Source organism: Pseudomonas sp. 02C 26 (assembly GCF_002843585.1).
GTDB lineage: Bacteria > Pseudomonadota > Gammaproteobacteria > Pseudomonadales > Pseudomonadaceae > Aquipseudomonas > Aquipseudomonas shirazensis.
Genome location: NZ_CP025262.1, coordinates 372,080 through 397,833 on the forward strand (window position 1 = coordinate 372,080; position 25,754 = coordinate 397,833).

Annotated in this window: 22 protein-coding genes and 1 riboswitch; of the genes, 14 read left to right on the forward strand and 8 right to left on the reverse strand. The window is 63.8% G+C overall.

What is annotated here, in order from left to right:
• Positions 1 to 45 precede the first annotated feature (45 nt).
• Positions 46 to 1,467, forward strand: a complete 1,422-nt coding sequence (hldE, locus tag CXQ80_RS01645) for a bifunctional D-glycero-beta-D-manno-heptose-7-phosphate kinase/D-glycero-beta-D-manno-heptose 1-phosphate adenylyltransferase HldE (protein WP_101315843.1) — start codon at positions 46 to 48, stop codon at positions 1,465 to 1,467.
• A 183-nt stretch (positions 1,468 to 1,650) separates the two neighbouring features.
• On the opposite strand, the gene CXQ80_RS01650 is transcribed toward hldE, so the two are convergent.
• The 4 genes from CXQ80_RS01650 to CXQ80_RS01665 all read right to left on the reverse strand — a co-directional run bounded on the left by CXQ80_RS01650 (position 1,651) and on the right by CXQ80_RS01665 (position 5,046).
• Positions 1,651 to 2,613 carry a metal ABC transporter ATPase gene (locus CXQ80_RS01650; protein ID WP_101315845.1) on the reverse strand — a complete coding sequence of 321 codons (963 nt, stop codon included), beginning with the start codon at positions 2,611 to 2,613 and terminating at the stop codon, positions 1,651 to 1,653.
• A gap of 39 nt (positions 2,614 to 2,652) precedes the next feature.
• On the reverse strand, positions 2,653 to 3,465 hold the full coding sequence (locus CXQ80_RS01655; protein WP_101315847.1) for an aldo/keto reductase: 813 nt from the start codon (positions 3,463 to 3,465) through the stop codon (positions 2,653 to 2,655).
• Entirely contained in the window at positions 3,462 to 4,637 is a 1,176-nt protein-coding gene (locus tag CXQ80_RS01660; RefSeq protein WP_101315849.1) for an FAD-dependent oxidoreductase, read from the reverse strand. The genes CXQ80_RS01655 and CXQ80_RS01660 overlap by 4 nt, the downstream gene beginning before the upstream one ends.
• A gap of 76 nt (positions 4,638 to 4,713) precedes the next feature.
• Complete coding sequence (locus tag CXQ80_RS01665; protein ID WP_101315851.1) at positions 4,714 to 5,046, reverse strand: SMR family transporter; 333 nt, start codon at positions 5,044 to 5,046, stop codon at positions 4,714 to 4,716.
• 133 nt (positions 5,047 to 5,179) lie between these two features.
• On the opposite strand from CXQ80_RS01665, the gene waaA reads away from it, so the two are divergent.
• Positions 5,180 to 6,451 carry a lipid IV(A) 3-deoxy-D-manno-octulosonic acid transferase gene (gene waaA / locus CXQ80_RS01670; RefSeq protein ID WP_101315853.1) on the forward strand — a complete coding sequence of 424 codons (1,272 nt, stop codon included), beginning with the start codon at positions 5,180 to 5,182 and terminating at the stop codon, positions 6,449 to 6,451.
• A 44-nt stretch (positions 6,452 to 6,495) separates the two neighbouring features.
• Here the strand turns inward: waaA and CXQ80_RS01675 are convergent, their stop codons facing one another.
• Complete coding sequence (locus CXQ80_RS01675; RefSeq protein WP_101315855.1) at positions 6,496 to 7,932, reverse strand: TolC family outer membrane protein; 1,437 nt, start codon at positions 7,930 to 7,932, stop codon at positions 6,496 to 6,498.
• A gap of 156 nt (positions 7,933 to 8,088) precedes the next feature.
• Positions 8,089 to 8,195: riboswitch (TPP riboswitch) on the forward strand.
• A gap of 155 nt (positions 8,196 to 8,350) precedes the next feature.
• Between CXQ80_RS01675 and thiC the strand changes: the two genes are divergently transcribed.
• Both thiC and cytX read left to right on the forward strand, forming a co-directional pair.
• A complete protein-coding gene (gene thiC, locus CXQ80_RS01680) occupies positions 8,351 to 10,237 on the forward strand; it encodes a phosphomethylpyrimidine synthase ThiC (RefSeq protein ID WP_101315857.1) in 1,887 nt (628 codons plus the stop codon).
• 146 nt (positions 10,238 to 10,383) lie between these two features.
• On the forward strand, positions 10,384 to 11,667 hold the full coding sequence (cytX, locus tag CXQ80_RS01685) for a putative hydroxymethylpyrimidine transporter CytX (protein ID WP_101315859.1): 1,284 nt from the start codon (positions 10,384 to 10,386) through the stop codon (positions 11,665 to 11,667).
• On the opposite strand, the gene CXQ80_RS01690 is transcribed toward cytX, so the two are convergent.
• Positions 11,636 to 12,382: an RsiV family protein gene (locus tag CXQ80_RS01690; protein WP_101315861.1), complete on the reverse strand. Its 747-nt coding sequence runs from the start codon at positions 12,380 to 12,382 to the stop codon at positions 11,636 to 11,638. The genes cytX and CXQ80_RS01690 overlap by 32 nt on opposite strands.
• A gap of 184 nt (positions 12,383 to 12,566) precedes the next feature.
• On the opposite strand from CXQ80_RS01690, the gene CXQ80_RS01695 reads away from it, so the two are divergent.
• The 9 genes from CXQ80_RS01695 to CXQ80_RS01735 all read left to right on the forward strand — a co-directional run bounded on the left by CXQ80_RS01695 (position 12,567) and on the right by CXQ80_RS01735 (position 21,855).
• On the forward strand, positions 12,567 to 13,184 hold the full coding sequence (locus tag CXQ80_RS01695) for an NUDIX domain-containing protein (protein ID WP_101315863.1): 618 nt from the start codon (positions 12,567 to 12,569) through the stop codon (positions 13,182 to 13,184).
• On the forward strand, positions 13,175 to 13,627 hold the full coding sequence (locus tag CXQ80_RS01700; protein WP_101315865.1) for a DUF1249 domain-containing protein: 453 nt from the start codon (positions 13,175 to 13,177) through the stop codon (positions 13,625 to 13,627). The genes CXQ80_RS01695 and CXQ80_RS01700 overlap by 10 nt, the downstream gene beginning before the upstream one ends.
• A gap of 85 nt (positions 13,628 to 13,712) precedes the next feature.
• Positions 13,713 to 14,522: a 3',5'-cyclic-AMP phosphodiesterase gene (gene cpdA / locus CXQ80_RS01705; protein WP_101315867.1), complete on the forward strand. Its 810-nt coding sequence runs from the start codon at positions 13,713 to 13,715 to the stop codon at positions 14,520 to 14,522.
• Between the two features lie 134 nt (positions 14,523 to 14,656).
• Entirely contained in the window at positions 14,657 to 15,265 is a 609-nt protein-coding gene (locus CXQ80_RS01710; protein ID WP_101315869.1) for a YqiA/YcfP family alpha/beta fold hydrolase, read from the forward strand.
• A gap of 34 nt (positions 15,266 to 15,299) precedes the next feature.
• Positions 15,300 to 17,204, forward strand: coding sequence for a DNA topoisomerase IV subunit B (gene parE / locus CXQ80_RS01715; protein ID WP_101315871.1), 1,905 nt, complete (start codon positions 15,300 to 15,302; stop codon positions 17,202 to 17,204).
• Positions 17,204 to 18,187, forward strand: coding sequence for an esterase-like activity of phytase family protein (locus CXQ80_RS01720; protein WP_371918908.1), 984 nt, complete (start codon positions 17,204 to 17,206; stop codon positions 18,185 to 18,187). Before parE ends, CXQ80_RS01720 begins: the two co-directional genes overlap by 1 nt.
• Positions 18,184 to 18,702, forward strand: a complete 519-nt coding sequence (locus tag CXQ80_RS01725; protein WP_101315875.1) for a TIGR02281 family clan AA aspartic protease — start codon at positions 18,184 to 18,186, stop codon at positions 18,700 to 18,702. Before CXQ80_RS01720 ends, CXQ80_RS01725 begins: the two co-directional genes overlap by 4 nt.
• A 10-nt stretch (positions 18,703 to 18,712) precedes the next feature.
• Positions 18,713 to 20,971 carry a DNA topoisomerase IV subunit A gene (parC, locus tag CXQ80_RS01730; protein WP_101315877.1) on the forward strand — a complete coding sequence of 753 codons (2,259 nt, stop codon included), beginning with the start codon at positions 18,713 to 18,715 and terminating at the stop codon, positions 20,969 to 20,971.
• A gap of 173 nt (positions 20,972 to 21,144) precedes the next feature.
• The gene (locus CXQ80_RS01735; RefSeq protein WP_101315879.1) at positions 21,145 to 21,855 is read left to right on the forward strand and encodes a membrane integrity-associated transporter subunit PqiC; all 711 of its coding nucleotides are present in this window, start codon (positions 21,145 to 21,147) and stop codon (positions 21,853 to 21,855) included.
• 114 nt (positions 21,856 to 21,969) lie between these two features.
• Here CXQ80_RS01735 and CXQ80_RS01740 read toward each other — a convergent pair whose 3' ends face one another.
• Positions 21,970 to 23,442: a histidine kinase gene (locus tag CXQ80_RS01740; RefSeq protein WP_101315881.1), complete on the reverse strand. Its 1,473-nt coding sequence runs from the start codon at positions 23,440 to 23,442 to the stop codon at positions 21,970 to 21,972.
• A gap of 135 nt (positions 23,443 to 23,577) precedes the next feature.
• Here CXQ80_RS01740 and serB point away from each other — a divergent pair, with 135 nt between their 5' ends.
• On the forward strand, positions 23,578 to 24,792 hold the full coding sequence (gene serB / locus CXQ80_RS01745; protein WP_101315883.1) for a phosphoserine phosphatase SerB: 1,215 nt from the start codon (positions 23,578 to 23,580) through the stop codon (positions 24,790 to 24,792).
• Positions 24,793 to 24,884: 92 nt separating this feature from the next.
• On the opposite strand, the gene asd is transcribed toward serB, so the two are convergent.
• Positions 24,885 to 25,748, reverse strand: coding sequence for an archaetidylserine decarboxylase (asd, locus tag CXQ80_RS24885; protein WP_218195357.1), 864 nt, complete (start codon positions 25,746 to 25,748; stop codon positions 24,885 to 24,887).
• Between the last annotated feature and the right edge of the window lie 6 nt (positions 25,749 to 25,754).

Sequence of the window (25,754 nt, forward strand, 5' to 3'; positions counted from 1 at the left end):
TGTGCTAATATCCTGCCCCTGTTAATTTTTGCATATGGGTTGCCCATGAAGTTGTCCATGCCGAGTTTCGATCAAGCCCCGGTGTTGGTGGTCGGCGATGTCATGCTCGACCGCTACTGGCATGGTGGTACTTCACGTATTTCCCCGGAGGCGCCGGTGCCTGTGGTCAAGGTCGAACAGATCGAAGACCGTCCCGGCGGCGCGGCCAACGTGGCCTTGAACATTGCCGCCCTGGGCGCGCCGGCCTCGCTGGTCGGTGTGACCGGCCAGGACGAGGCGGCCGAGAGCCTGAGCAACAGCTTGCAGGCTGCGGGCGTACGCTCGATCTTCCAGCGCATTGCCCACCAGCCGACCATCGTCAAGCTGCGGGTCATGAGCCGTCATCAGCAACTGCTGCGCATCGACTTCGAAGAACCGTTCGCCACCGACCCGCTGTCATTGGGTGTCGAGGTTGAAAAGCTGCTGGATGGGGTCAAGGTGTTGGTCCTGTCCGACTACGGCAAGGGCGCCCTGAAAAACCACCAGAGCCTGGTCCAGGCGGCGCGTGCCCGCGGTATTCCGGTATTGGCCGACCCCAAGGGCAAGGACTTCTCGATCTACCGCGGCGCGAGCCTGATCACGCCCAACCTGAGCGAGTTCGAAGCCATTGTCGGCCGCTGCGTCGATGAAGCCGACCTGGTCGGCAAAGGCCTGCAATTGATGCAGGAGCTGGATCTGGGTGCATTGCTGGTGACCCGTGGCGAACATGGCATGACCCTGCTGCGCGCCGACCACCCGGCGCTCCACCTGCCGGCCCGGGCCCGTGAAGTGTTCGACGTCACCGGTGCCGGCGACACGGTCATCTCGACCCTGGCCGCCGCTATCGCTGCTGGCGAAGACCTGCCCCATGCCGTGGCCCTGGCCAACCTTGCCGCCGGCATCGTGGTCGGCAAGCTCGGTACCGCGGCGATCAGCGCCCCTGAACTGCGCCGTGCGATTCAGCGCGAAGAAGGTTCGGAGCGCGGCGTGTTGACCATCGAACAGTTGTTGCTGGCGATCGACGATGCGCGCGCGCACAACGAGTCGATCGTGTTCACCAACGGCTGTTTCGACATCCTTCATGCCGGCCACGTGACCTACCTGGAGCAAGCCCGCGCTCAAGGTGATCGTCTGATCGTCGCCGTCAACGACGACGCCTCGGTCAGTCGCCTGAAGGGTCCTGGCCGCCCGATCAACAGCGTCGATCGGCGCATGGCAGTTCTCGCAGGCTTGGGCGCCGTCGACTGGGTCATCAGCTTCCCGGAAGGCACTCCAGAAAACCTGCTCAGCCAGGTCAAGCCTGATGTGCTGGTCAAAGGTGGCGACTACGGCATCGATCAAGTGGTCGGCGCCGACATCGTTACCAGCTACGGCGGGACGGTGAAAGTGCTCGGCCTTGTGGAAAACAGCTCAACCACTGCAATAGTGGAAAAGATCCGCAAGAACTGAAAAAGGGCCGCTTAGCGGCCCTTTTCATTCTCGGCATGCCCCGATCCCCTGTAGGAGCGGCCTTGTGTCGCGAAGGGGGTGCGAAGCGCCCCCCAAATTTCAGCTCCGCCGCCGACATTGCTGGGCCCGCTTTGCGGGCCTCTCGCGACACAAGGCCGCTCCTACAAAGAGCAGTCCGCGTAACTATTTATGCAGCGAAGTCCGCGCCCGAGCCAGCAGAGCCCGCGCCTTGCCCGTCAGCCGCTGCAACCGCGAAGCCGGCCTAGGCTCCACCAGCCCCTGCTGGCGCAGCCAATCCTTCCAGCGCACTCGCTCATCACGCACCACCCAGCCTTCCTGCCGGGCAAAACTCTCGGCCAGCCAGATCCCACGGGTACTGGCCGGCACCAAGGTATCCTTCTTCAGCGTGAACAGCTCGGCCGTAGGCCGCCCATCCACCAACGGCATCAAGTACAGATCAGGCCGCTTGCGATTAAGCCGCGCCACCAGTTGATCCCCTTCCAGCCGCTCATCCACATGAAACAGACTCAACGACTTGGCCTCCCGCGGCACCTGCAAGCGCAAGTCATAGATCAGCTGCAACGACGCTGTAGGCAAATGCACATAGGCCCGCGGCTGTTCGATCAACACCAGATTGCCCGACTGCACCGGCCGCGCCGCCGTCGCCTGTGAGGTCAGCACAAACGGCAACGCCTCCCGATAATGCAGCGCCGCCGCGTAGGGCGCGGGCAACCAGGTATCGTTGAAGCGCCCGCCCAGCCAGCCCTCTGGCGTCTCCAGCAGGCACTCTTCGGCTACCTCCTGAATCGCGGTATGCAGCGGCAGGTTCAGCTCCTGCGCCGGCACATATCCGGAAATCAGCTTGAGCACCACATCGCCACGGTCTTGCCGGCGCTGACGCACCAGCACCCAGTATTCGCGGTTCTGCCACTGCAGCGTCAGCCGCACCGACACGCCCAGGTTGGCCAGCTCAACCACGAAGCGCTCGCTGTCGGCCACCTGCACCGCCTTGCGTCGTTGCAGGGTCTGGGCGAAGTTCAGCGGCATGCCGATAGTCTGATAACTCAGGCCCTCGGCAGTGGCTTCGACATGCAGCGGCAGCGTTTTGAAGTTGCTCGGGTTCTTGCGGATCAGCGTGCGTGCCACGAGGCTCCTCCTTGCGCTTGTGTAGCCGTGCCAGCGGCCTTATTGCTGCCTCAAGATACGGGCAACGGTGGCCACGTTATGGGCCAGATGCAGCGGGTTGATGGTGCCGACGATAGCACTGCTCACGCCTGGGTGGGCAAACAGCAGCTCGAAGCTGGCCTGTACCGCATCCACCCCCGGCGCCAGGCAGACATGCCCGCTGGCCAGGGCCTTCTTCACCAGAATGGCTTTGCCATGCTCGGCGGCGTAATCCAGTACCGGGCGTTCGGTTTGCTCATTGAGGTTGTAGGTAACCATCGCACAGTCACCCTCCTGCAACGCCTTTAGTCCACCTGCGGCGGTCTTGCCAGACAAGCCAAAACCGAGAATCTTGCCTTCCTGCTTGAGCGCGGCGAGGGTCTGGTAGACCTCTTCCTGCTCGAGGATCGCCAGGTCATTACCATCTGAATGGACCAGCACCAGCTCGATTCGATCCGTTTCAAGACGCTTGAGGCTACGTTCGACCGAACGCCGGGTGTGCGCGGCAGAGAAGTCGAAGTGCGACTGGCCATCGTTGAACTCTTCACCTACCTTGCTGACGATCACCCACTCGTCACGCTGACCGCGCAGCAGCGGCCCGAGGCGCTCTTCACTGCGACCGTAGGCCGGCGCGGTATCGATCAGGTTGATCCCCAGTTCACGCGCCTGGGCCAGCAGCATGCGTGCCTCGTCGTCGCCTGGGATGGTGAACCCGGTGGGGTATTTGACGCCCTGATCACGGCCCAGCTTGACCGTGCCCAGGCCCAGCGGCGAAACCATCAGGCCAGTGCTGCCCAGCGCTCGGTGCAGGTCATGCAGATCGGGCAGGCTCATGGCAGCAGTTGCTCCCAGGCCGGTACGCCGAGCGCAGGCCGGGGCAGGCCGGACAAGTCAGGCTTGGCTTGAGGGCGAATACCATCGCGGTCGAGCTTGGCCAGCACGTGATCGGCGAAGTCCGGCGCCAGCGCCAGTTTGGTCGGCCAACCCACCAGCAGGCGCTGCTCTTCGGCGAGGAAGGCGTTGTCCGGCCGCACCTGGCCAGACTGCGCTGGCTCGGCTCGATCAACCCGCAGGGTGGCCCAGCGCAGCTGGCTTTGATCTACCCATGGCAACAGGCTGGCGACTTCTTTCTGCGCGGCAGCGATCTGCGCCGCTGGCTCGCGGGCAACGCCATCGGCTTCAGCCAAATCACCACCCAGGTACCACACCCACTGGCCATCCGCGCCGGGATGAGTGGTGACCGTGATGCGCGGCTTGGGCCCACCGCCGAGGCAGTGCGCGTACAAAGGCTTGAGGTTGGGGCCCTTGGCCAGAACCATGTGCAACGGTCGGCGCTGCATGGCCGGTTGGTCCAGGCCGAGGGCCTGAAGCAGCTCGGCGGTGCCACCACCGGCGCTCAGCACGATGCGCTGGGCGTGAATCTCGCGCCCGTCGACACGCAGGCCGACCAGTTCATCGCCTTCGCGCAACGGCTCGATCTGCTCGCCGGCGAGCAAGCTGTCACCGGCCAGCGCAGCGAGGTTGGCGAGCAGGCTGGGCACGTCGATGACCAGCTCGGCGAGGCGATAGACCTTGCCTTTGAAGGCGCGGTCTTGCAGGGCAGGCGGCAGTTGTTCGCCCTTGACCTGATCGACCCGGCCGCGCATGGCCTTGCTGGCAAAAAAGCTGGTGACATTGCCAAGCAGGCCGCCCGGCGACCACAGGTAATGTGCATCGGACAACAAGCGTACCTTGTCCAGGTTCAGCTCGCCGCTGCCGGCCAGCGCCTCGCGCCAGCGCCGCGGCATGTCGGCGATCGCCTCGGAGGCGCCGGTCAGGCTGCCGTGCAGAGCGTACTTGATGCCGCCGTGGATGATCCCCTGCGACTTGATGGTCTGCTCGCCGCCCAGGCTTGCGCGTTCCACCAGCACCGTCGAATAGCCCAGGCGCTGCAGCCGGGCATTGAGCCAGAGGCCTGCGACCCCGGCGCCGACGATCAGTACGTCAGTGGAAATGGCAGATGGCATGCGGGCACCTCAAAGACAGGGACAGGCCAGCAGTATACAGGCTGATGTCTTTGCCGTTGACCGCGCAACGCAGCGGTCAGTGCCCGCTGCTGTTGGAAAATACCTGAATGACCACCACGCCGCCGACGATCATGGCCATGCCGAGCACGGCCGGCAGGTCCAGTTTCTGCCCATAGATGAGCCAAGCGGCGATGCTGATCAGGACGATGCCCAGCCCCGACCAGATGGCGTAGGCAATACCTACCGGAATGCTGCGTACCACAAGGGTCAGCATCCAGAACGCCACGGCGTAGCCGGCGATCATCAGCAACAGCGGTAGCGGCGTACTGAGGCCTTTGACCGCCTTCATCGAAGCGGTGGCGACGACCTCGGCGCAAATGGCGATGGCCAGATAAACATATGCGTTCACGCTGCATTCCTCGATTGATTGGCGGCCATTCTAGGCGATCCTCTTGCCAGCTTTCACACTATGTCCGCCGCTTTTATGGCTTGGGCGGACATGGGCAGGCCTTTTCAGGCAGTTCCTAGTAAACTGCGCCGCCATGAATAGAACCCTTTATACCCTGCTGTTTCACCTGGGCCTGCCGCTGGTAGCGCTGCGCCTGTTCCTGCGTGCGCGCAAGGCGCCGGCCTACGGCCAACGCGTCGCCGAGCGCTTTGCCATCAAGCTGCCGCCGATGCGTCAGGGCGGCATCTGGGTGCATGCGGTGTCGGTCGGCGAGAGCATCGCGGCGGCGCCGATGGTGCGCGCATTGCTCAAGGCCTATCCCGAGCTGGCGATCACTGTAACCTGCATGACCCCTACCGGTTCGGAGCGGATTCGCGCGCTGTTTGCCGATGAACCACGCATTCAGCATTGCTACCTGCCGTATGACCTGCCCTGGGCGGCGGCGCGCTTTCTCGACCATGTGCGGCCGCGGCTGGGCGTGATCATGGAAACCGAGCTGTGGCCCAACCATATCCACCAGTGCGCCAGGCGCGGCATCCCGGTGGCGCTGGCCAATGCGCGCTTGTCGGCGCGGTCGGCGCGCGGCTATGGCCGCTTCGCCAAACTGACCCGGCCAATGCTCGCCGAGATGAGCCTGATCGCGGCGCAGACCGAAACCGAAGCAGAGCGCTTTCGTAGCCTCGGCGCGCGGCCTGAATGCGTGCAGGTGACCGGCTCGATCAAGTTCGACCTCAAGCTCGACGAACAGCTGCTGCCCCGTGCCCGCCAGTTGCGCGAGCAATGGCAGGCCAGCCAACGCCCGGTCTGGATCGCAGCCAGCACCCATGAAGGCGAGGATGCGCAGGTGCTGGAGGCGCACCGCCGCCTGCTGCAGGTGCATGCCGATGCGCTGCTGATTCTGGTGCCGCGTCACCCTGAGCGGTTCAACGCCGTGCATGCGTTGTGTGCTGAACAGTTCGCTACCGTGCGCCGTTCCAGCGCCGAGTTGGTCACCGACGCAACCCAGGTGCTGCTCGGCGATACCATGGGCGAACTGCTGTTCCTCTATGCGCTGGCAGACATCGCCTTCGTCGGCGGCAGCCTGGTGCCAACAGGCGGGCACAACCCGCTGGAGCCGGCCGCGCTGGCCTTGCCGGTGATCAGCGGCCCACACGTGTTCAACTTTCTCGATATCAGCGCAATGCTGAAAGATGCCGGCGCGTTGCACTCAGTTGACGACAGCCAGGCATTGGCCGCCGCCGTGCAGCGGCTGGTCGAGTTGCCGCAGGACGCCAAGCGCATGGGCGAAGCGGGCAGGGCGGTGATGCAGGCCAACCAGGGCGCGTTGCAGCGCTTGCTGGATGGCCTGGCTCGGCTGCTGGGCTAGCGATAGATCGCGGCGCCGGGCGAGCCCGGCGCCGCAGTCGCAGATCAGGGCCGGCGTTCGAAGTTCTTCGCCGCCGCTGCTGCCAGATCCGGTGGCAGGAAGTCCTTGTCCGGGTTGTAATCGGCTTTCAGATAACGGCCCAGGTCGGACAGGTCCTGCGGGCTCAGGGTGCCGGCAGCCTGCTTCAGGCGCAGGTTATCCAGAATGTAGTCGTAGCGGCTGTTGTTGTAGTCACGCACCGAGGTGTACAGCTGGCGTTGCGCATCGAGCACGTCGACGATGTTGCGGGTGCCGACCTGATAACCGATTTCGGTCGCCTCCAGCGCACTCTGGTTGGAGATGATCGACTGCTTGCGCGCCTGCACCTGTTCAACGTCGGTATTCACCGCGCGGTGCAGGTTGCGGGTGTTTTCCACCACCTGGCGGCGCAGGCTTTCGCGCTGCTGCTCGCTCTGGCTCAAGCGCTGATAGGCCTCGCGAACTTGCGAGCTGGTCAGGCCGCCGCTGTATAGCGGGATGTTCAACTGCAGGCCGATGCTGGTCTGTTCGACGTCGCCGCCGTAGCGCACGCCGGGCTGCGGCGCCGGGTTGGAGAAGCCCAGCGCATCGTTGTCACCCTTCTGGTAACGCGCCACCGCGTCGACCGTCGGGGCATGCCCGGCCTTGCGCTGGCGCAAGGTTTCTTCGGCGGCATCGACAGCGTAGTTGGTCGCCTGCAGGTTGAGGTTCTGCCGTGCGGCGGTCTCGACCCAGGCCTTGGCATCGTTGGGCATAGGCACCTGGATCGGCAGGCTGTGGACCACGCCCTGCAACGAGCCATAGTCGCGGTTGGTCAGCGTTACCAATGCCTCGAAGGCATCTGCTACCTGGCGTTCGGCGATGATCCGGTTGGCCCGCGCCGTGTCGTAGCTGGCCTGCGACTGGAGCACGTCGGTCTTGTCCGACAGGCCGACGTCAAAGCGCTCGTTGGACTGATCCAGCTGGCGCTTGAGGGCGGCTTCCTCGGCTTTGGTCGAGGCCAGATTGTCTTGTGCGCGCAGTACCGAGAAATAGTTCTCGGCGGTCTGCAGAATCAGGTTCTGCTCGTTGGCCGACAGCTCCAGCGCCGCCTGCTCGTTGACCGCTTCGGCGGCTTGCAACTGGAACCAGCGATCGGCGCGGAAGATCGGCTGCGATAGGGTCGCGCTCCACGAATTGCCGCTGCGATTGGAGGTGATCGCCGGCTCGTCGAGCTTGGTGCGGGTGTTCATCATTTCGGCACCCGCCGACAGGTTCGGCAGCAGCCCGGCGCGGGCCTGCGGCACGATTTCGCGGCGTGCGCCATAATCGGCGCGGGCAGCGGCAAGGTCGGCGTTGTTGCTGGCCGCTTCCTGATAGACGCTGATCAGGTCGGTCTTCACCGGCGCGGGCAGGTCAGCCGCCCAGACCACTCCGTTGGACGCACAAGACACGGCAACCGCCAGTGAAAGTTTGCGCAGCATAGGGCAATCCTTGTACGAGTTTTAATTACTGAACCGTTGAGTATCGGTGCGCCAGTGTAAGGCTGTGCACGGCCGGCAACAATCGCTGATTGGCGCCTTTGATCGCCGCGCTGCAAGCACCCTTGGCTTTGCGCGCAACTCCAGTCTAGACTGCGCATGTTCTTGTCGGGGTGCCTTGATGCAAAGGCTGAGATCGGAAGTTTCCGGATCCCGTTGAACCTGATCAGGTTAGCGCCTGCGTAGGGAACAAGATTTCTCGCTTTCCCGGCGAGTCTCTTGTGTCAGGTCCGGGATTTGTCGAGCAGCGCAGCCGCGCATTGGCATTCCAGGTATCCGGCACTGCATCCATCAAGGGTGTGTCCGCGTCATTCAGGTTCTCCCCGACATTCCGCCGCTAGGAAGCTGTCTGGAGCCTGTGATGAGCAAACAAGAAAAAGCGATCAACCTCAGCGAATCGGCGCAAGTCGATCAGCAGTCTGTGCAACCCTTCACCCGTTCGCGCAAAGTGTATGTCCAGGGTTCGCGCCCGGATATCCGTGTGCCCATGCGCGAAATCAGCCTGGATGACACCCCTACCGACTTTGGCGGCGAAGCCAATGCGCCGGTGCTGGTGTACGACACCTCAGGCCCGTATACCGACCCTGCTGTCAGCATCGATGTTCGCAAGGGCCTGGGCGATGTCCGCTCGGCCTGGATCGACGCGCGGGGCGACACCGAACGCCTGGAGGGCCTGAGCTCGAACTTCGGCCAGCAGCGCCTGAGCGATGCCGAGCTGACCAAGCTGCGCTTTGCCCACGTGCGCAATCCGCGCCGGGCCAAGGCCGGCGCCAACGTTACGCAGATGCACTACGCGCGGCAGGGCATCATTACTGCCGAGATGGAATACGTCGCCATCCGCGAAAACATGAAGCTGCAAGAGGCCCGCGCTGCCGGCCTGCTTGAGCAGCAGCACGCCGGCCACAGCTTCGGCGCCAGCGTGCCCAAGGAAATCACCGCAGAGTTCGTTCGCGACGAAATCGCCCGTGGTCGCGCGATCATCCCGGCCAACATCAACCACACCGAACTCGAACCGATGATCATCGGCCGTAACTTCCTGGTGAAGATCAACGGCAACATCGGCAACAGCGCGCTGGGGTCGTCCATCGAAGAAGAAGTGGCCAAGCTGACCTGGGGCATCCGCTGGGGTTCGGACACGGTCATGGACCTCTCCACCGGCAAGCACATCCATGAAACCCGCGAGTGGATCATCCGCAACTCGCCGGTGCCGATCGGCACCGTGCCGATTTACCAAGCGTTGGAAAAGGTCGGCGGCGTTGCAGAAGACCTGACCTGGGAGCTGTTCCGCGACACCTTGATCGAGCAGGCCGAGCAGGGCGTGGACTACTTCACCATCCATGCCGGCGTGCTCCTGCGCTACGTGCCGCTGACCGCCAAGCGCGTCACCGGCATTGTCAGCCGTGGTGGTTCGATCATGGCCAAGTGGTGCCTGGCGCATCACCAGGAGAACTTCCTCTACACCCATTTCGATGAAATCTGCGAAATCATGAAGGCCTACGACGTCAGCTTCTCGCTCGGCGACGGCCTGCGTCCGGGCTCGATTGCCGATGCCAACGACGCCGCCCAGTTCGGTGAGCTGGAGACCCTGGGCGAACTGACCAAGATCGCCTGGAAGCACGACGTGCAGTGCATGATCGAAGGTCCCGGCCATGTGCCGATGCAGTTGATCAAAGAGAACATGGACAAGCAGCTGGAATGCTGCGACGAGGCGCCGTTCTACACCCTCGGCCCGCTGACCACCGACATCGCGCCGGGCTACGACCACATCACCTCGGGGATCGGTGCGGCGATGATCGGCTGGTTTGGCTGCGCCATGCTCTGCTATGTCACGCCCAAGGAACACCTCGGCCTGCCGAACAAGGATGACGTCAAGACCGGCATCATCACCTACAAGATCGCCGCCCACGCCGCCGACCTTGCCAAGGGCCACCCCGGCGCGCAGATCCGCGACAACGCGCTGTCCAAGGCGCGCTTCGAGTTCCGCTGGCAGGACCAGTTCAACCTTGGCCTGGACCCGGACACCGCTCGTGCCTACCACGACGAGACCCTGCCCAAGGAGTCGGCCAAGGTCGCTCACTTCTGCTCGATGTGCGGGCCGAAGTTCTGCTCGATGAAGATCACCCAGGAAGTGCGCGAGTACGCTGCCAATCAGCGTATCGAGGCGGTCGACATGTCGGTCGAGGAGGGCATGCGCGAGCAGTCCGAGCGCTTCCGTCAGACCGGCAGCCAGCTGTACCAGAAGGTGTGATGCAACTGGGGCTGCTTTGCAGCCCTTCGCGGGTAAACCCGCTCCCACAGGTTTAGGCGGCGCTGCAAAACCTTGTGGGAGCGGGTTTACCCGCGAACGAGCGCGAAGCCCTCGCATCTCCACAATAACTCCGGCGAGCATCAACTATGACCACCCCCAGCAACTTCTCCCCCGATCATCCGATCCCCGCCAGCCAGCGCCTGTTTGGCGGGCGGGACCTGTTTGTCCTGTGGTTCTCCCTTGGCACTGGCTTGATGGTCCTGCAGGTCGGCGCCATGCTCGCGCCGGGCCTGGGCCTGGCCGGCGCGATGCTGGCAATCGTGCTCGGCACTGCGGTTGGCGTGCTGCTGCTGGCTGCCGCCGGGGTGATCGGCAGTGACACCGGCCTGTCGGCCATGGGCACCTTGCGCTTGAGCCTCGGCCGGCACGGCGTGCGCCTGCCGGCAGTGCTCAACTTGCTCCAGCTGATTGGCTGGGGCTCGTTCGAAATCATCGTCATGCGCGACGCCGCCAGCCTGCTCGGCGCGCGGGCGTTCGGAGCCGATAGTGCCTGGACCAACCCGCTGCTGTGGACGCTGTGCTTTGGCGCGTTGGCAACGCTGCTGGCAATCTGCGGCCCGCTGACCTTCGTGCGCAAGATCTTGCGCAAGTGGGGTATCTGGCTATTGATCGGCGCCTGCCTGTGGCTGACCTGGAACCTGTTTGCCAAGGCCGATCTGGGCGCTATCTGGCAGCGTGCCGGCGATGGCTCGATGTCGCTGGCAGTCGGTTTTGACATCGTCATCGCCATGCCGCTGTCGTGGTTGCCGTTGATTGCCGACTATTCGCGCTTCGCCCAGCATGCGGGCCGCGTGTTCAGTGGCACCGTGCTCGGTTATCTGCTTGGTAATGCCTGGCTGATGAGCCTTGGCGTTGCCTACACCCTGGCCTTTGCGCCAAGCGGTGAGGCCAATGCCCTGCTGCTGGCGCTGGCCGGCGCCGGCTTGGGTATCCCGCTGTTGTTGATTCTGCTGGATGAGACCGAGAACGCTTTTGCCGATATCCATTCCGGCGCGGTCTCCACCGGCTTGCTGCTGCCGATCAAGGTCGAACACCTGGCCCTGGCGATCGGCCTGCTGTGCACGCTGATCGCCTGCCTGGCGCCGCTGGCCCAGTACGAGAACTTCCTGCTGTTGATCGGTTCGGTGTTCGCGCCGCTGTTCGGCGTGGTGCTGACGGACCACTTCGTGATCCGTCAGCGCCAGTTGCCGACCCGTGTCGACGGCTTGCACTGGCAGGCGCTGCTGGCCTGGGCGGTGGGCGTCGCGGCCTATCATGGCATTGCCAATCTGGCCCCGGAGGTCGGTGCAACCCTGCCGGCATTGGTGCTGGCAGGGCTGCTGTACGGGCTATTGAGTGTCAGCCGCGGCCGGGAAACAGCTCAGGCTTGATCACGCCATTCAGGCGCGGGTAGGGGATTTTCAGCTCGATGTGGCCCATGGAGTAGGGCGCGATGGCATACACCTCGTACTTCACCACGACCGCACCGTAGGTCAGGGCGATGTGCGGGGACTTCTTGAACGGCCAGGTCTTGACGAATTCGGCGTCCTTGTCCATGCCGGTGCTGATCATCCAGGCGCGGTGCGACTCTTCGACGGTTTTCCAGAAGGTGTCTTCCTGGCCTGGCACCAGCATGTCCTGCAGGGTCAGGACCTTGTCCTGCTTGCGCGAGTAGTTGATGAACGCGCGGCCGGGCATGCCGTGGGCGCCACCACTGTCGAGGTAGCTGGACAGCTCGATGATCACCAAGCCGTCATGCTGTTCACGTACCTTGGCTTGCAGGTAGCTGCTGTTGCGCTTGTCGGCGCTGGCCAGGTACTGATCCTCGTAGGCCTTGAGCGAGGTCGGCGCGCTGCTGCGGGCGTTGTCGGTGGTCAGTTGCAGCAGGCGGCTTTCGACGATGGCGTCGAGCTTGGGCAGCGCCGGGAAGTGCACGGTGTCGATGTTCACCAGCGGGCAGTCGCTGGCACTGCAGCCCGGCTTGACGTGCTCCCAGGCATCGCGCTTGACCTCGAGTGGGGCCCGGTAATTGGGCGCGAACAGGCTCTGGCAGGCGCTCAGTGCCACCGCCAGCACAGCCACGGAAGTCAGTTTGACTAGCGTCATGATGATCCTTGCAGAACTTGGATAGTCGGCCTTGGACCGTCGGCAAAGCCGTCGGTTCGCCACTAAGCTAACAGACATGACGCCCCCGCTTCCAGCAGCCTGAACGGTCAACGGAAAGGGGTGAAACCCGGTCAAACGCAGAGTAGGATGGCGCGATGCGGTAGTTGAGGTAATGAGGATTTCCATGACAGACACGTCCAATTCGGTGCCCAAGACGGTTGAGATCGTCAAGCGCGAGAACTGCTTCCAGGGCTTTTACAAGCTCGACAAGCTGCACCTGCGCCATGAGCTGTTCGCCGGCGGCATGAGCCGTGAGATCAGCCGCGAGCTGTTCGTGCGCCACGATGCAGTGTGCGTGCTGCCGTACGATCCGCTGCGCGACGAGGTGGTGCTGATCGAGCAGTTCCGCGCTGGCGCCATGGGCAAGGTGGCCAATCCCTGGCTGATTGAAATGGTCGCGGGCCTGATCGACAAGGACGAGCAGCCTGAAGAGGTTGCCCATCGCGAAGCCGAAGAAGAAGCCGGCCTGACCTTCTCGGCCCTGTGGCCGATGACCCGCTACTTCCCATCGCCGGGCGGCAGCGACGAGTTCGTGCATCTGTTTCTCGGCCGCTGCGTCAGCGAAGGTGCCGGCGGCTTGCATGGGCTGGAGGAAGAGGGCGAGGATATCCGCGTGCGCGCCTGGTCGTTCGAGGACGCCCTGCAGGCGGTACGTGACGGGCGCATCTGCAACGCGGCCAGCATCATCGGCCTGCAATGGCTGGCGCTGAACCGCGACGAAGTACGGGGGATGTGGAAGTGAACCTGCTGCGCGAGCGTTATCGGGTCGATCTGGTCGGGCTGCAAAGTGCCTGCGAGGCCAACTACGCTCGCTTGATGCGCCTGCTGCCGGACATGCGTACTACCCAGAGCTCGCGGCGCATCGGTATGACCCAGGGCGACCAGATGCTTGGCGTGCTGGTGCTGGACGTGCTACTGACGTGCCCATACACCACCACCCTGCGCGTGCGTCAGGAACATAGCCTGCCCTGGCTGCCGGTGCCGCAGTTGGAAGTGCAGGTGTACCACGATGCGCGCATGGCCGAAGTAGTCAGCGCCGAGCATGCACGGCGCTTTCGCAGCATCTACCCGTACCCCAACGAAGCCATGCACCAGCCCGACGAGAAGGCCCAGCTCAATCTGTTTCTCGGCGAATGGCTGAGCCACTGCCTGGCCTGCGGCCATGAACTGGCGGCAGTCCGCTGAAAATGTCATGCGAGTCGGCTTCGCCGGCTTGCGTGAAAGCTGTCAGCGGCGATAATCGCGCAGAACTCGCTCGAGGAGACGGCCGTTGCCGCAGCCCAACCATCCCCACGCACCGATCAATGTCGTGCAACTGACCGACGCCCATCTGTTTGCTGATCCGGCGGGCACCCTGCTGGGCCTGAATACCCGCGGCAGCCTGCAGCATGTGATCGACCAGGTGCATCGCGAACAGCCTGCAATCGACTTGCTGCTGTGCACCGGCGACCTGTCGCAGGATGCCAGCGCGACGGCCTATCGCGCCTTTGCCGAGATGACGGCGACGCTGCGCGCGCCAGCCCGCTGGCTACCGGGCAACCATGATCAGGCGCGAGTGATGGCCGAGGTGGCGCAAGGTACGGATTTGTTGCAGTCGGTAACCGATGTGGGCAACTGGCGCATCATCATGCTCGACTCGGCAGTGGTGGGCGCGACCCATGGCCTGCTCGCGCCGGCGCAGCTTGCCGTCCTCGATCAAGCCCTGAACAGTGCCCCCCAGCGCCATTGCCTGATCTGCTGTCACCACCAGCCGGTGGACATCGGCTGCGCCTGGATGGCGCCGATCGGCCTGCGCAACAGCGATGAGTTGCTCCAACGGGTGCAGGCTCACCCGCAGGTGCGCGCGGTGCTCTGGGGGCATGTGCACCAGGCCTTCGAGCAGGCGCGTGACGGCGTGCGCTACATGGCCACACCGTCGACCTGCATCCAGTTCGCCCCGGGTAGCGTCGACTTCAAGGTCAGTGAAGAGTTGCCGGGATACCGCTGGCTGCGCCTGCATGCAGACGGTCAGCTGGAAACAGGCGTAGAGCGGGCGCTGGATTATGTGCTGCAGCTGGATTTCAACAGCCCCGGTTATTGAGCGCGCAGCCCCCAGCGACCTTGAACAATGTCTTACGAAAATCCCGAAGCAGCGCCAATGCTCGGCGAACACGCTACACTGCGCGTCCCTGCGCCCCAACTGGCGGGCGCGCCGCAGCAGACACTGGGGGCAGCATGTCGGGTTCCATCCTTTATATCCACGGCTTCAACAGCTCGCCGCTGTCGACCAAGGCGCGCCAGCTTGAGGCTGTGATGCAGCAACTGGGCCTGGCTGGCCAGTTGCGCATCCCCGCGCTGCACCATCATCCGCGTGAGGCGATTGGCCAGCTCGAAGCCGCCATTGCCGAGCTGGGCGCGCCCTTGCTGGTAGGCAGTTCGCTGGGCGGCTACTATGCGACCCATCTGGCCGAGCGGCATGGCCTCAAGGCACTGCTGATCAACCCGGCGGTAGCGCCGCACCGCTTGTTCGACGGCTACCTGGGCACCCAGCGCAACCTGTATACCGATGAGCCCTGGGAGCTGACCCTCGACCACGTGCAGGCCCTGGCCGAGCTCGAAGTGGCGCCGCCAACCGACGCCGCGCGCTACCAGGTGTGGTTGCAGACCGCCGATGAAACCCTCGACTACCGCCACGCCGCTGCCTACTACCAGGCCTGCGCGCTGCGTATCGAAGCCGGTGGCGACCACAGTTTCCAGGGCTTCACCAAGCGCCTGCCGGCGTTGCTGGCTTTTGCCGGCATTGCCCGCGAGCAATATGCGGCGCTCGATTTTTCTGTATTTTGATTTTTCGCATTCACCAGACTGACGACGAGAACCCATGGCCAACCCCAGCGCTAGCGCCTATAACGCCGACGCCATCGAAGTCCTCTCCGGCCTCGATCCGGTGCGTAAACGGCCCGGTATGTACACCGACACCAGCCGGCCCAACCATCTGGCCCAGGAAGTCATCGACAACAGTGTCGACGAAGCCCTGGCCGGCCACGCCCGCTCGGTGCAGGTCATCCTGCATGCCGACCACTCGCTGGAAGTCAGCGACGATGGCCGGGGCATGCCGGTCGACATCCACCCCGAAGAGGGCGTCTCGGGTGTCGAACTGATCCTCACCAAACTGCACGCCGGTGGCAAGTTCTCGAACAAGAACTACCAGTTCTCCGGTGGTCTGCACGGCGTTGGTATCTCGGTGGTCAACGCCTTGTCGACCCAGGTTCGGGTGCGGGTCAAGCGTGACGGCAACGAATACCAGATGACCTTCGCCGACGGCTACAAGGCCACCGAGCTGGAAGTGATCGGTACGGTCGGCAAGCGCAACACCGGTACCAGCGTGTATTTCAGCCCTGATCCGAAGTACTTCGACTCGCCGAAGTTTTCCATCAGCCGCCTCAAGCATGTGCTCAAGGCCAAGGCCGTACTGTGCCCGGGCTTGTCGATCAGCTTCGAAGACAAGGCCAGCGGCGAGAAAGTCGAGTGGCACTACGAAGACGGCCTGCGCTCGTACCTGGTCGATTCGGTCAGCGACTTCCTGCGGCTGCCCGACGAGCCGTTCTGCGGCAGCCTGGCCGGTAACAAGGAAGCGGTCGACTGGGCCCTGCTGTGGTTGCCCGAGGGCGGCGACAGCGTGCAGGAAAGCTACGTCAACCTGATCCCGACGGCGCAAGGGGGTACCCACGTAAACGGCCTGCGCCAGGGCCTGCTGGATGCCATGCGCGAGTTCTGCGAGTTCCGCAACCTGCTGCCGCGTGGGGTCAAGCTGGCGCCGGAAGACATCTGGGAGCGGATCAGCTTCGTCCTGTCGATGAAGATGCAGGAGCCGCAGTTCTCCGGCCAGACCAAAGAGCGCCTGTCCTCGCGCGAGGCGGCGGCGTTCGTCTCCGGCGTGGTCAAGGATGCCTTCAGCCTGTGGCTCAACGCGCACCCTGAACTGGGTATGCAGCTGGCGGAGCTTGCCATCAGCAACGCGGGTCGCCGCCTCAAGGCGAGCAAGAAGGTCGAGCGCAAGCGCATTACCCAGGGCCCGGCACTGCCCGGCAAGCTGGCCGACTGCGCTGGCCAGGACCCGATGCGCTCCGAGCTGTTCCTGGTCGAGGGTGACTCCGCCGGCGGTTCGGCGAAGCAGGCGCGAGACAAGGAATTCCAGGCCATCCTGCCGCTGCGCGGGAAGATCCTCAATACCTGGGAAGTCGACGGCGGCGAAGTGCTGGCCAGCCAGGAAGTGCACAACATCGCCGTGGCCATCGGTGTCGATCCGGGTGCCACCGACCTGTCGCAGCTGCGCTACGGCAAGATCTGCATCCTCGCCGACGCCGACTCCGACGGCCTGCACATCGCCACCTTGCTCTGCGCCCTGTTCGTGCAGCACTTCCGGCCGTTGGTCGAGGCGGGCAACGTCTACGTCGCCATGCCGCCGCTGTACCGCATCGACCTGGGCAAGGAGATCTACTACGCCCTCGACGAAGCGGAGCGTGACGGCATTCTTGACCGTTTGGTCGCCGAGAAAAAACGTGGCAAGCCGCAGGTCACCCGCTTCAAGGGCCTGGGTGAGATGAACCCGCCGCAGTTGCGCGAAACCACCATGGACCCGAACACCCGGCGCCTGGTGCAGTTGACTCTGGATGACGTCGAGGCCACCTGCGAGCTGATGGACAAGCTGCTGGCGAAGAAGCGCGCCGGTGATCGCAAGAGCTGGCTGGAAACCAAAGGCAACCTGGCTGAGGTCATGGTTTGATTGTTCGGTTGCTTGCCGCAGTACTGGCCCTGGTCGCTTTGCCGAGTCTGGCGAGCGACTGGCCGGAGCTGAAGCTGAGCAGCGAGCACGCCATTGACGGTATGCCCAGCGGCAACCTCTCGGGCCTGGCGATGTGCCGTGGCGCGCTCTGGGGTGTATCCGACCGCGATGACGACCGGATCTACCGCTTCGAACAGCGCGATGGCGCCTGGCAGGCCGAAGCGATGCCCTTCAGCGCGCCGCCGGTGCCTGACAGTGGCTTGCCATTAGGCTTGAAGGTGCGCAGTTGGGCGGTCGCCGCAGTGCGCGGTGGTGAATTGGACTTTGAAAGTATCAGCTGCGATCAGGCGGGTAACTTCTACTTGGTCAGCGAATCCCATGCGGCGGTGCTGCAGCTGCCGCTGCAAGGTGAGCCGAACTGGTTGAAGATCGACCCGTTGATGGTTGGCCGGGCGCGTGCCAGCGGCATGCTGCTGCGCTTCAATGGCTTGTTCGAGGGGGTGGTGATCAACCCGGCGGGCGATCGTCTATGGCTGGCCGCCGAACGGGAACGGCGCGGCCTGGTTGCCTTGCAACGCCAGCAGTCGCTGTGGACCTGCGTGCGCAGCTGTGTGCTGTTCAGCGAGGCTGGGGTCGAGATGCAGCCGCCGCAAGTGGACAAGCCGCGGCCGGTGTCGCGCGATTTTGCCGACCTGGCGCTGTATGCCGGCAAGCTGTTTACCCTGGAGCGTAATGCCTACCGGGTATGCCGGCGCGACGTGGACAGCGGCGCCGTCGAGCGCTGCTGGTCGTTTGCCGCCGATGCGCTGACCGAGGCGCGCCGCTATGACCAGCTGTTTGGCGTCGCCGAAGCCTTGATCATCGCTGATCAGGGCGCCTGGATTGGCGTGGACAACAACAACGGCGCCCGCGGCGATGGCGAAGTACGGCCGGTCGTCTGGCGCTTTGCTGCGCCACAAGGCGGCTGGAGTGGCAAACCATGAGCCAGCCGGCCGGCAAGCGCGCGGGCAGGGTGCTGATGATTCTCGCCTGGGCGGCGGCGATGTTTCTTGCCACGCGTTTTTTTGGCGCCTGGGAGGATCAGCAGCGCAACCCCAATGCGCAACCCGAGTCGGCCCATGGCGATGGTTTCATCGAAGTTCGCTTGCTGAGCAATGGTCAGGGCCACTTCGTCGCCGACGGCGCAATCAACGGCCAGACCGTGCACTTCATGCTCGACACCGGCGCGACCGATGTCGCCATCCCCGAGTCGCTGGCCAAAGGCCTTGAGCTGCAACGCGGTGCGCCTGTGCTGGTGAGTACCGCCAATGGCCGCACTGAAGGCTACCGGACCCGTCTGGACAGCCTGCAACTGGGTGATATCCGCCTGCAGGGCGTACGCGCCCTGGTGGTGCCCGGCCTTGACGGCACAACCGTGCTGCTCGGCATGAGCGCCCTCAAACAACTTGAATTTACCCAGCGCGGCGGCAGCATGCTGTTGCGCCAGAACCTGAAATGACGAGGCCCGCATGAGCGACTCACTGGAACTCAGTCTCGACGGCGTCGAGCGCCGTTCCCTGGCTGACTTCACCGAACAGGCCTACCTCAACTACTCCATGTACGTGATCATGGACCGCGCCCTGCCGCATATCGGCGACGGCCTCAAGCCTGTGCAGCGGCGCATTGTCTATGCCATGAGCGAGTTGGGTCTGGATGCCGATTCCAAGCACAAGAAGTCGGCGCGTACCGTCGGCGACGTGCTCGGCAAGTTCCACCCGCACGGCGACTCGGCCTGCTATGAAGCCATGGTGCTGATGGCGCAGCCGTTCAGCTACCGCTATACCCTGGTCGACGGCCAGGGCAACTGGGGTGCGCCGGACGATCCGAAGTCGTTCGCGGCCATGCGTTATACCGAGGCGCGCCTGTCGCGCTACTCCGAAGTGCTGCTCGACGAAGTCGGCCAGGGCACGGTCGACTGGGTGCCCAACTTCGACGGCACTCTGCAGGAGCCGTCGGTTCTGCCGGCGCGGCTGCCGAATATCCTCCTCAACGGCACCACCGGTATTGCTGTGGGCATGGCCACCGATGTGCCGCCGCACAACCTGCGCGAAGTCGCCAGCGCCTGTGTGCGCCTGCTCGACGAGCCGAAAGCGACCATCGAGCAGCTGTGCGAGCACATTCAAGGCCCGGACTATCCGACCGAAGCCGAGATCATCACGCCGCGTGCCGACATCTTGAAGATGTACGAGAGCGGCAAAGGCTCGATCCGCATGCGTGCGGTGTACCGCGTCGAGGATGGCGACATTGTCGTCACCGCCTTGCCGCACCAGGTTTCCGGGGCCAAGGTGCTCGAGCAGATCGCTGCGCAGATGCAGGCCAAGAAGCTGCCAATGGTGGCTGACCTGCGCGACGAGTCCGATCATGAGAACCCATGCCGAATCGTGATCATCCCGCGCTCCAATCGGGTCGATGCCGACGAGCTGATGCAGCACCTGTTCGCCACCACTGATCTGGAAAGCAGCTACCGGGTCAACGTCAACATCATCGGCCTCGATGGCCGGCCGCAACTGAAAAACCTGCGGCTGTTGCTGCAGGAATGGTTGCAGTTCCGCGTCGGCACCGTGCGCCGGCGCCTGCAGCACCGCCTGGACAAGGTCGAGCGGCGCCTGCACCTGTTGGACGGCTTGCTCACGGCGTTTCTCAACCTGGATGAAGTTATCCACATCATCCGTACCGAAGAGCACCCCAAGCAGGCGCTGATTGCCCGCTTCGAGCTGACCGAGATCCAGGCCGAATATATCCTCGAGACCCGCTTGCGTCAGCTGGCTCGCCTGGAAGAAATGAAAATCCGCGGTGAGCAGGACGAACTGCTTAAAGAGCAGGCCAAGCTGCAAGCCCTGCTGGGTAGCGACGCCAAGCTGAAAAAGCTGGTGCGCAGCGAGCTGATCAAAGATGCCGAGAAGTATGGCGACGACCGTCGCTCGCCAATTGTCGAGCGCAGCGAAGCCAAGGCACTCTCGGAAAACGAGCTGATGCCGACCGAGCCGGTCACCGTGGTGCTTTCGGAAAAAGGCTGGGTGCGTTGCGCCAAGGGCCATGACATCGATGCCACCGGGCTTTCCTACAAGGCCGGTGACGGCTTCAAGGCCGCTGCGGCGGGGCGCTCCAACCAGTTTGCCGTGCTGATCGACTCCACCGGGCGCAGTTATTCGGTGGCCGCACATACGTTGCCCTCGGCCCGTGGCCAGGGCGAGCCGCTGACCGGGCGGCTGACACCGCCGCCGGGGGCGACCTTCGAGTGCGTGCTGCTGCCCGAGGACGACGCCCTGTATGTGGTGGCCTCCGACGCGGGTTACGGCTTCGTGGTCAAGGGCGAAGACCTGCAGGCCAAGAACAAGGCCGGCAAGGGTTTGCTCAGCCTGCCCAACGGTGCCAAGGTGATCCCGCCGCGGCCGGTGAGCAACCGCGAGCAGGACTGGCTGGCAGCGGTGACCACCGAAGGCCGCTTGCTGGTGTTCAAGGTCGCCGACCTGCCGCAGCTGGGCAAGGGCAAGGGCAACAAGATCATTGGCGTACCGGGCGACCGGGTTGCCAGTCGCGAGGAGTACGTCACCGACCTGGCCGTCATCAGCGAGGGTTCGACCCTTGTATTGCAGGCTGGCAAGCGTACCCTGTCGCTCAAACCAGATGATCTGGAGCACTACAAGGGCGAACGCGGTCGGCGAGGCAGCAAGCTGCCCCGCGGCTTCCAGCGCGTCGATGGGCTGCTGGTGGAAGCTTCGAGCTAACCAGGCGAGTCGTCTGAACCGGCACTTTCGGCGTTGTTCGCGGCGGAACTACTGGAGTCGGACGACCTTTTCGCGGATGATAGTCGCTCGCGGCGCCGGCGTGGCCGAGCGCCCCAAAGACTCTACATGTGTATCACTGCGGTGTGCCGAATGGCTGCCACCTGGATGGGATGATGAAATTTCCGCGCTTTCCATTTGCGCTGTTGATGACCGGCCTGCTGGGCCTGGGCGGGTGCAGTGTGCACCAGCCGGTTGCCCTGTATCAGCTGGACAGTGGTGAACCTGGCCAGCCTTCGCAGAGTGCCGGTATGGCTGTGGTGCTTGGCCCGGTTTCGGTGGCTGACTACCTGCAGCGCGAGACCTTTTTGCAGCGCCAGGCAGACGGCAGCCTGACTTCGGCGACGGACGGTCGTTGGGCGGGCAGCCTGTCTTCGGATATTGACCAGCTGCTGGTGCGCCAGCTGGCCTGGCGCCTGGACAGCCAACGGGTGGTGCTGGCGCCGGCGAGCAGTGGTTTTGCGCCGGACGTGCAGGTGCTGCTGTCGATCACTCGGCTGGATTCGGGCAAGGATCAGCCGGCCATTCTGGATGCACAGTGGCGCCTGCTGGATCGCCGCGGCAACGTGCGTGACAACCGCATAGTGCACCTTGAGCAACCGCATGAGGGCAGCGAGTCTTCCCAGGTGCAGGCGCAAGGGCAGTTGTTGCAGAAGCTGGCCGAGCAGTTGAGCAACGCGGTCAAGCCGCTGGCCAATCAGCCGGCCCTGGCTGAAGAAACCCGCAAGAAGCCGGCGGCGCCAGTGCAGGTCAAGAAGACCCCAGAGAAGTCGAAGATCCCGATTGCTTCGCCGGTGCGTACCGATATGGAAGTGTTCAGGTTCTGAGTTTGAATTGAGGCGCTTGCAAAGGCCGCCCCTGCAGAAATCTGTGGGGGCGGCCTTTTTGTTTATGCGGGTTGTGGGAGCGGGTTCACCCGCTCCCACAGGGTGGACCAATCCTCAGGCCCGGCGCTCGTGCATGCGCGCCAGTTGCCGCTCCAGCATCGACGGGTACGGCTCCATCAACCGCTCGACACAGCATGCACCCTCAGGGCTGGCAATCGGGCGGATGCGGGCGCGTTGGCGGACCAGCGCATCATCGGTGATCTTGCGCTCGACCAACAGCAGGTTGCGGCTGTGCTGCGACAGGGCCAGGGCATCCTGGGCTTTTTCGGTCATCAGCAGATCGACCTGCTCGAGTCCTTGCAGGTCATCACCCACGGTCAGCCCCAGTTGCAGCTGCAAGGTGATGCCGCTATCGGCCACTTCGATCTGCAGGGCATGGCCCAGGGCGCGCAGCAGCTCGCCGCAGCAGATGGCATTGGTCAGGTAGTCTTCACCCGTCTCGCGGCTGTGGAACAGCAGCAGGGTGCTGCCGTCGGTCAGGGTGAAGGTTTCACCTTCATACAGCGAAGCAGCCTGCTCGAGGCAGTCGCGATAACGCTCGAGCAGCTCGGTCAGGCGCGTGCGCGGCAGGCGGCGCAGTTGCTCCTGCGAACCCAGCTGTACGGCCAGTACGGCGCTGTACTGCGGTTCGGTCGAGACGGGCGCGGCCACAACCGGCTTGGCGCTGCTTTGCTCGACGTCGATCAGGCCGGCAAAGGCTTCATCGTCTTCCTCATCCTGCTGGGCAATAGCCCGGCTGCGGGCAGCGACACTGGTGGTTGCCGGGGCGTGATCAAGGTCGGCGAAGTCATGCTCGTCGTCGTGCTCTTCCTCTTCTTCCGGCTCAGGCGGCGGCGGTGGCGCGAGGCGGGCATGCAACTGACGGGCAAGGTCGCCGATCTCGTCCTGACGATCGATGGCCGGGGTGTACGGGTGCGGATCACGCAGCCAGACCCGCAGCTGCAGCAGCGGCGTGGAGATGTAGCGGCCCAGGCGCAGGCTCAGGGTCAGGGCCAAGACCAGCAGGATCCCCGCCAGAATACCCATGCTCTGCAAGCTGATCAGCATCGGTTGCTGGAACTCGCTCATGTCCAGGCTGATGCGCAGTTGCCCGGCGGTCACGTCCTGAAAGGTGATCTTGGTCTGGTACAGGCCTTCGGCTTCACCCAGCAGGGTGTTTTTCGGGCGCTGACCGGCCTCGGCGAGGATGCGGTTGTCGACGCTGTAGATGGCGGCGTGGGCCACCAGCGGGTTCTTCACCAGATTGCCCAGCAGCACGTTGAGGCTGAGGATGTCGTTGGACACCAGCAGTTCGGTCGCCGAGGTGGCCGTCTGGATGGTCAGGCTCTGCCCCAGGGCGTCCGCCTGCTCATGCATGGCCTGCTTGAACTGCAGGCCCATCACGCAGGCATAGATCACCAGCGCCATGGCCACCAGGAAAATATTGGTGCTGGCGATACGCAATGCCAAGGGTACGCGGCGTTGGCGCAGAGCATGGAACAGCATCAGGAAGAAGTTATCGGATTTAACTGGCGTGGGCCGGTTCACAGAGCGCGGCTCTTTATGACGAGAAAGTGCTGCGCAGTATAGCGACCCGGCATTTGTCGGCAAAGTGCAAGTGGCGCCCGATAGTCACCGAAAGTCGGTAGAATGCGCATTTTTCATCGAAGTCGGAGCCAGGTTGTGCGCGAAATCGTTCTGATCAACATCACCGGTGAAGACCGCCCAGGTCTCACTGCCGCCATCACCGGCGTCCTGCTCCAGGGCGGTGTGAACATTCTCGACATCGGCCTGGCCGTGATGCACGGCACTTTGTCGTTCGGCATCCTCGTCGATATCCCGGATAACGAAGTCGCCACGCAGTTGCTGCACAGCGTGCAGAGCAAGGCCCACGAGCTCAATCTGCAGGCACGCTACACACCGATTTCCGAGGCTGACTACCAGCACTGGGCCGATGGCCAGGGCGACGCCCGGCAGATTGTCACCTTGCTCAGCCGCAAGGTCACCCCCGAGCAGCTGCAGCGGGTCAGTGCGATCATCAGCCAGTATGGCCTGACCATCGAGCGCATCGAACGCCTGTCGGCGCGGGTGGCGCTGAACGCCGACAGCGAGCACGGCAAAGCGTGTCTGGAGATTTCTGTGCGCGGCGAGCCGAGTGATGCTCAGGCCCTGCGTGCCGCGTTCTTCACGTTGTCTGAAGAGCTGGCCGTGGATATCGCCTTCCAGAAGGATGACCTGTTCCGCCGCAACCGCCGGCTGGCGGTGTTCGACATGGATTCGACGCTGATCGAAGCCGAAGTCATCGACGAGCTGGCCAAGGCCGCCGGCGTCGGCGAGCAGGTTTCCGCCATTACCGAGCGGGCCATGCGCGGCGAGCTGGATTTTCGCGCCAGCTTCAAGGAGCGCATGGCGTTGCTCAAAGGCCTGGACGTTAAGGTACTGGACGAGATCGGCGCATCGCTGCGCTTGACCGAGGGCGCCGAAAACCTGTTCGCCGAGCTCAAGCGCCTGGGTTACAAGACCGCCATCCTGTCCGGTGGCTTTACCTACTTCGCCAAGCAGGTACAGGCGCGGCTGGGTATCGACTATGTATTCGCCAACGAACTGGAAGTGGTCGACGGCAAGGTCACAGGCGTGGCCATCGAGCCAATTGTCGATGCCCAGCGTAAAGCTGACCTGTTGCAGGAGCTGGCCAGCAAGGAAGGCCTGCAACTGGCACAGACCATCGCTGTAGGCGACGGCGCCAACGATCTGCCCATGCTGTCGCTGGCAGGGCTGGGCGTGGCCTTCCGCGCCAAACCACTGGTGCGCCAGTCGGCCAAACAGGCGATCTCGACCCTTGGTCTGGATGGTGTGCTGTATCTGCTCGGCTTGCGCGACCGCGACGCTCGCGGCTGATCTGAGGCTGTAAGGGGCCGCTTTTGCGGCTCCGACAAACTAAAAGGCCCCGCATGGTTTGCGCCATGCGGGGCCTTTTATTAGGCGGCGGATCAGACTGCGGTCGGCACTGCCAGCAGTTCACCCATGCGCACGGCAGAGCCGGCACCGAGGCTTTCAGCCCACTTCACCTGCTCCGGGCCAAACAGCACGATGGCAGTGGAGCCCAGCTTGAAACGGCCCAGTTCGGCGCCTTTTTCCAGGTGGATCGGTGTGCGGCTGGCTTCGTCGTAGCGGAAGGTCTTCAGCTCACGCTTGGGCGGCGTGACCAGCCCGGCCCAGACGGTTTCGATCGAAGCCACGATCATCGCCCCGACCAGCACCACGGCCATCGGCCCGCGCTCGGTATCGAACAGGCAGACCACGCGCTCGTTGCGGGCAAACAGCTCCGGTACGTTTTCGGCAGTGGTCTGGTTGACCGAGAACAGCCGGCCTGGCACGTAGACCATCTCGCGCAGGGTGCCGGCCAGCGGCATGTGCACGCGGTGGTAGTCCTTCGGCGACAGGTAGATGGTGGCGAACTCGCCGCCCATGAACGGTGCGGCCAGCGCCGGATCGCCGCCGAGCAGCTCCAGCGCGCTGTAACCATGGCCCTTGGCCTGGAAGATGCGGCCGTGCTCGATCGGGCCGAGTTGGCTGACGGCGCCATCGGCCGGGCACAGAATGGCCCCTGGAGTTTCATCCAGCGGGCGCGCACCTGGCTTCAGGGCGCGGGTGAAGAAGGCGTTGAAGTGCTCAAAGGCGCTGAGGTCTTCGACCAGTGCTTCGGACATGTCGACCTGATAACGCTTGGCGAACCAGGCGGTGAAGGCATTCTTGAACCAGCGTGCGCGGCACTCGGCAACGCAACCGGCCAGGCGTGACAGCAGATGGTGCGGCAGCAGGTACTGACTGATGATGAACAAACGCGATTTCATTGAATT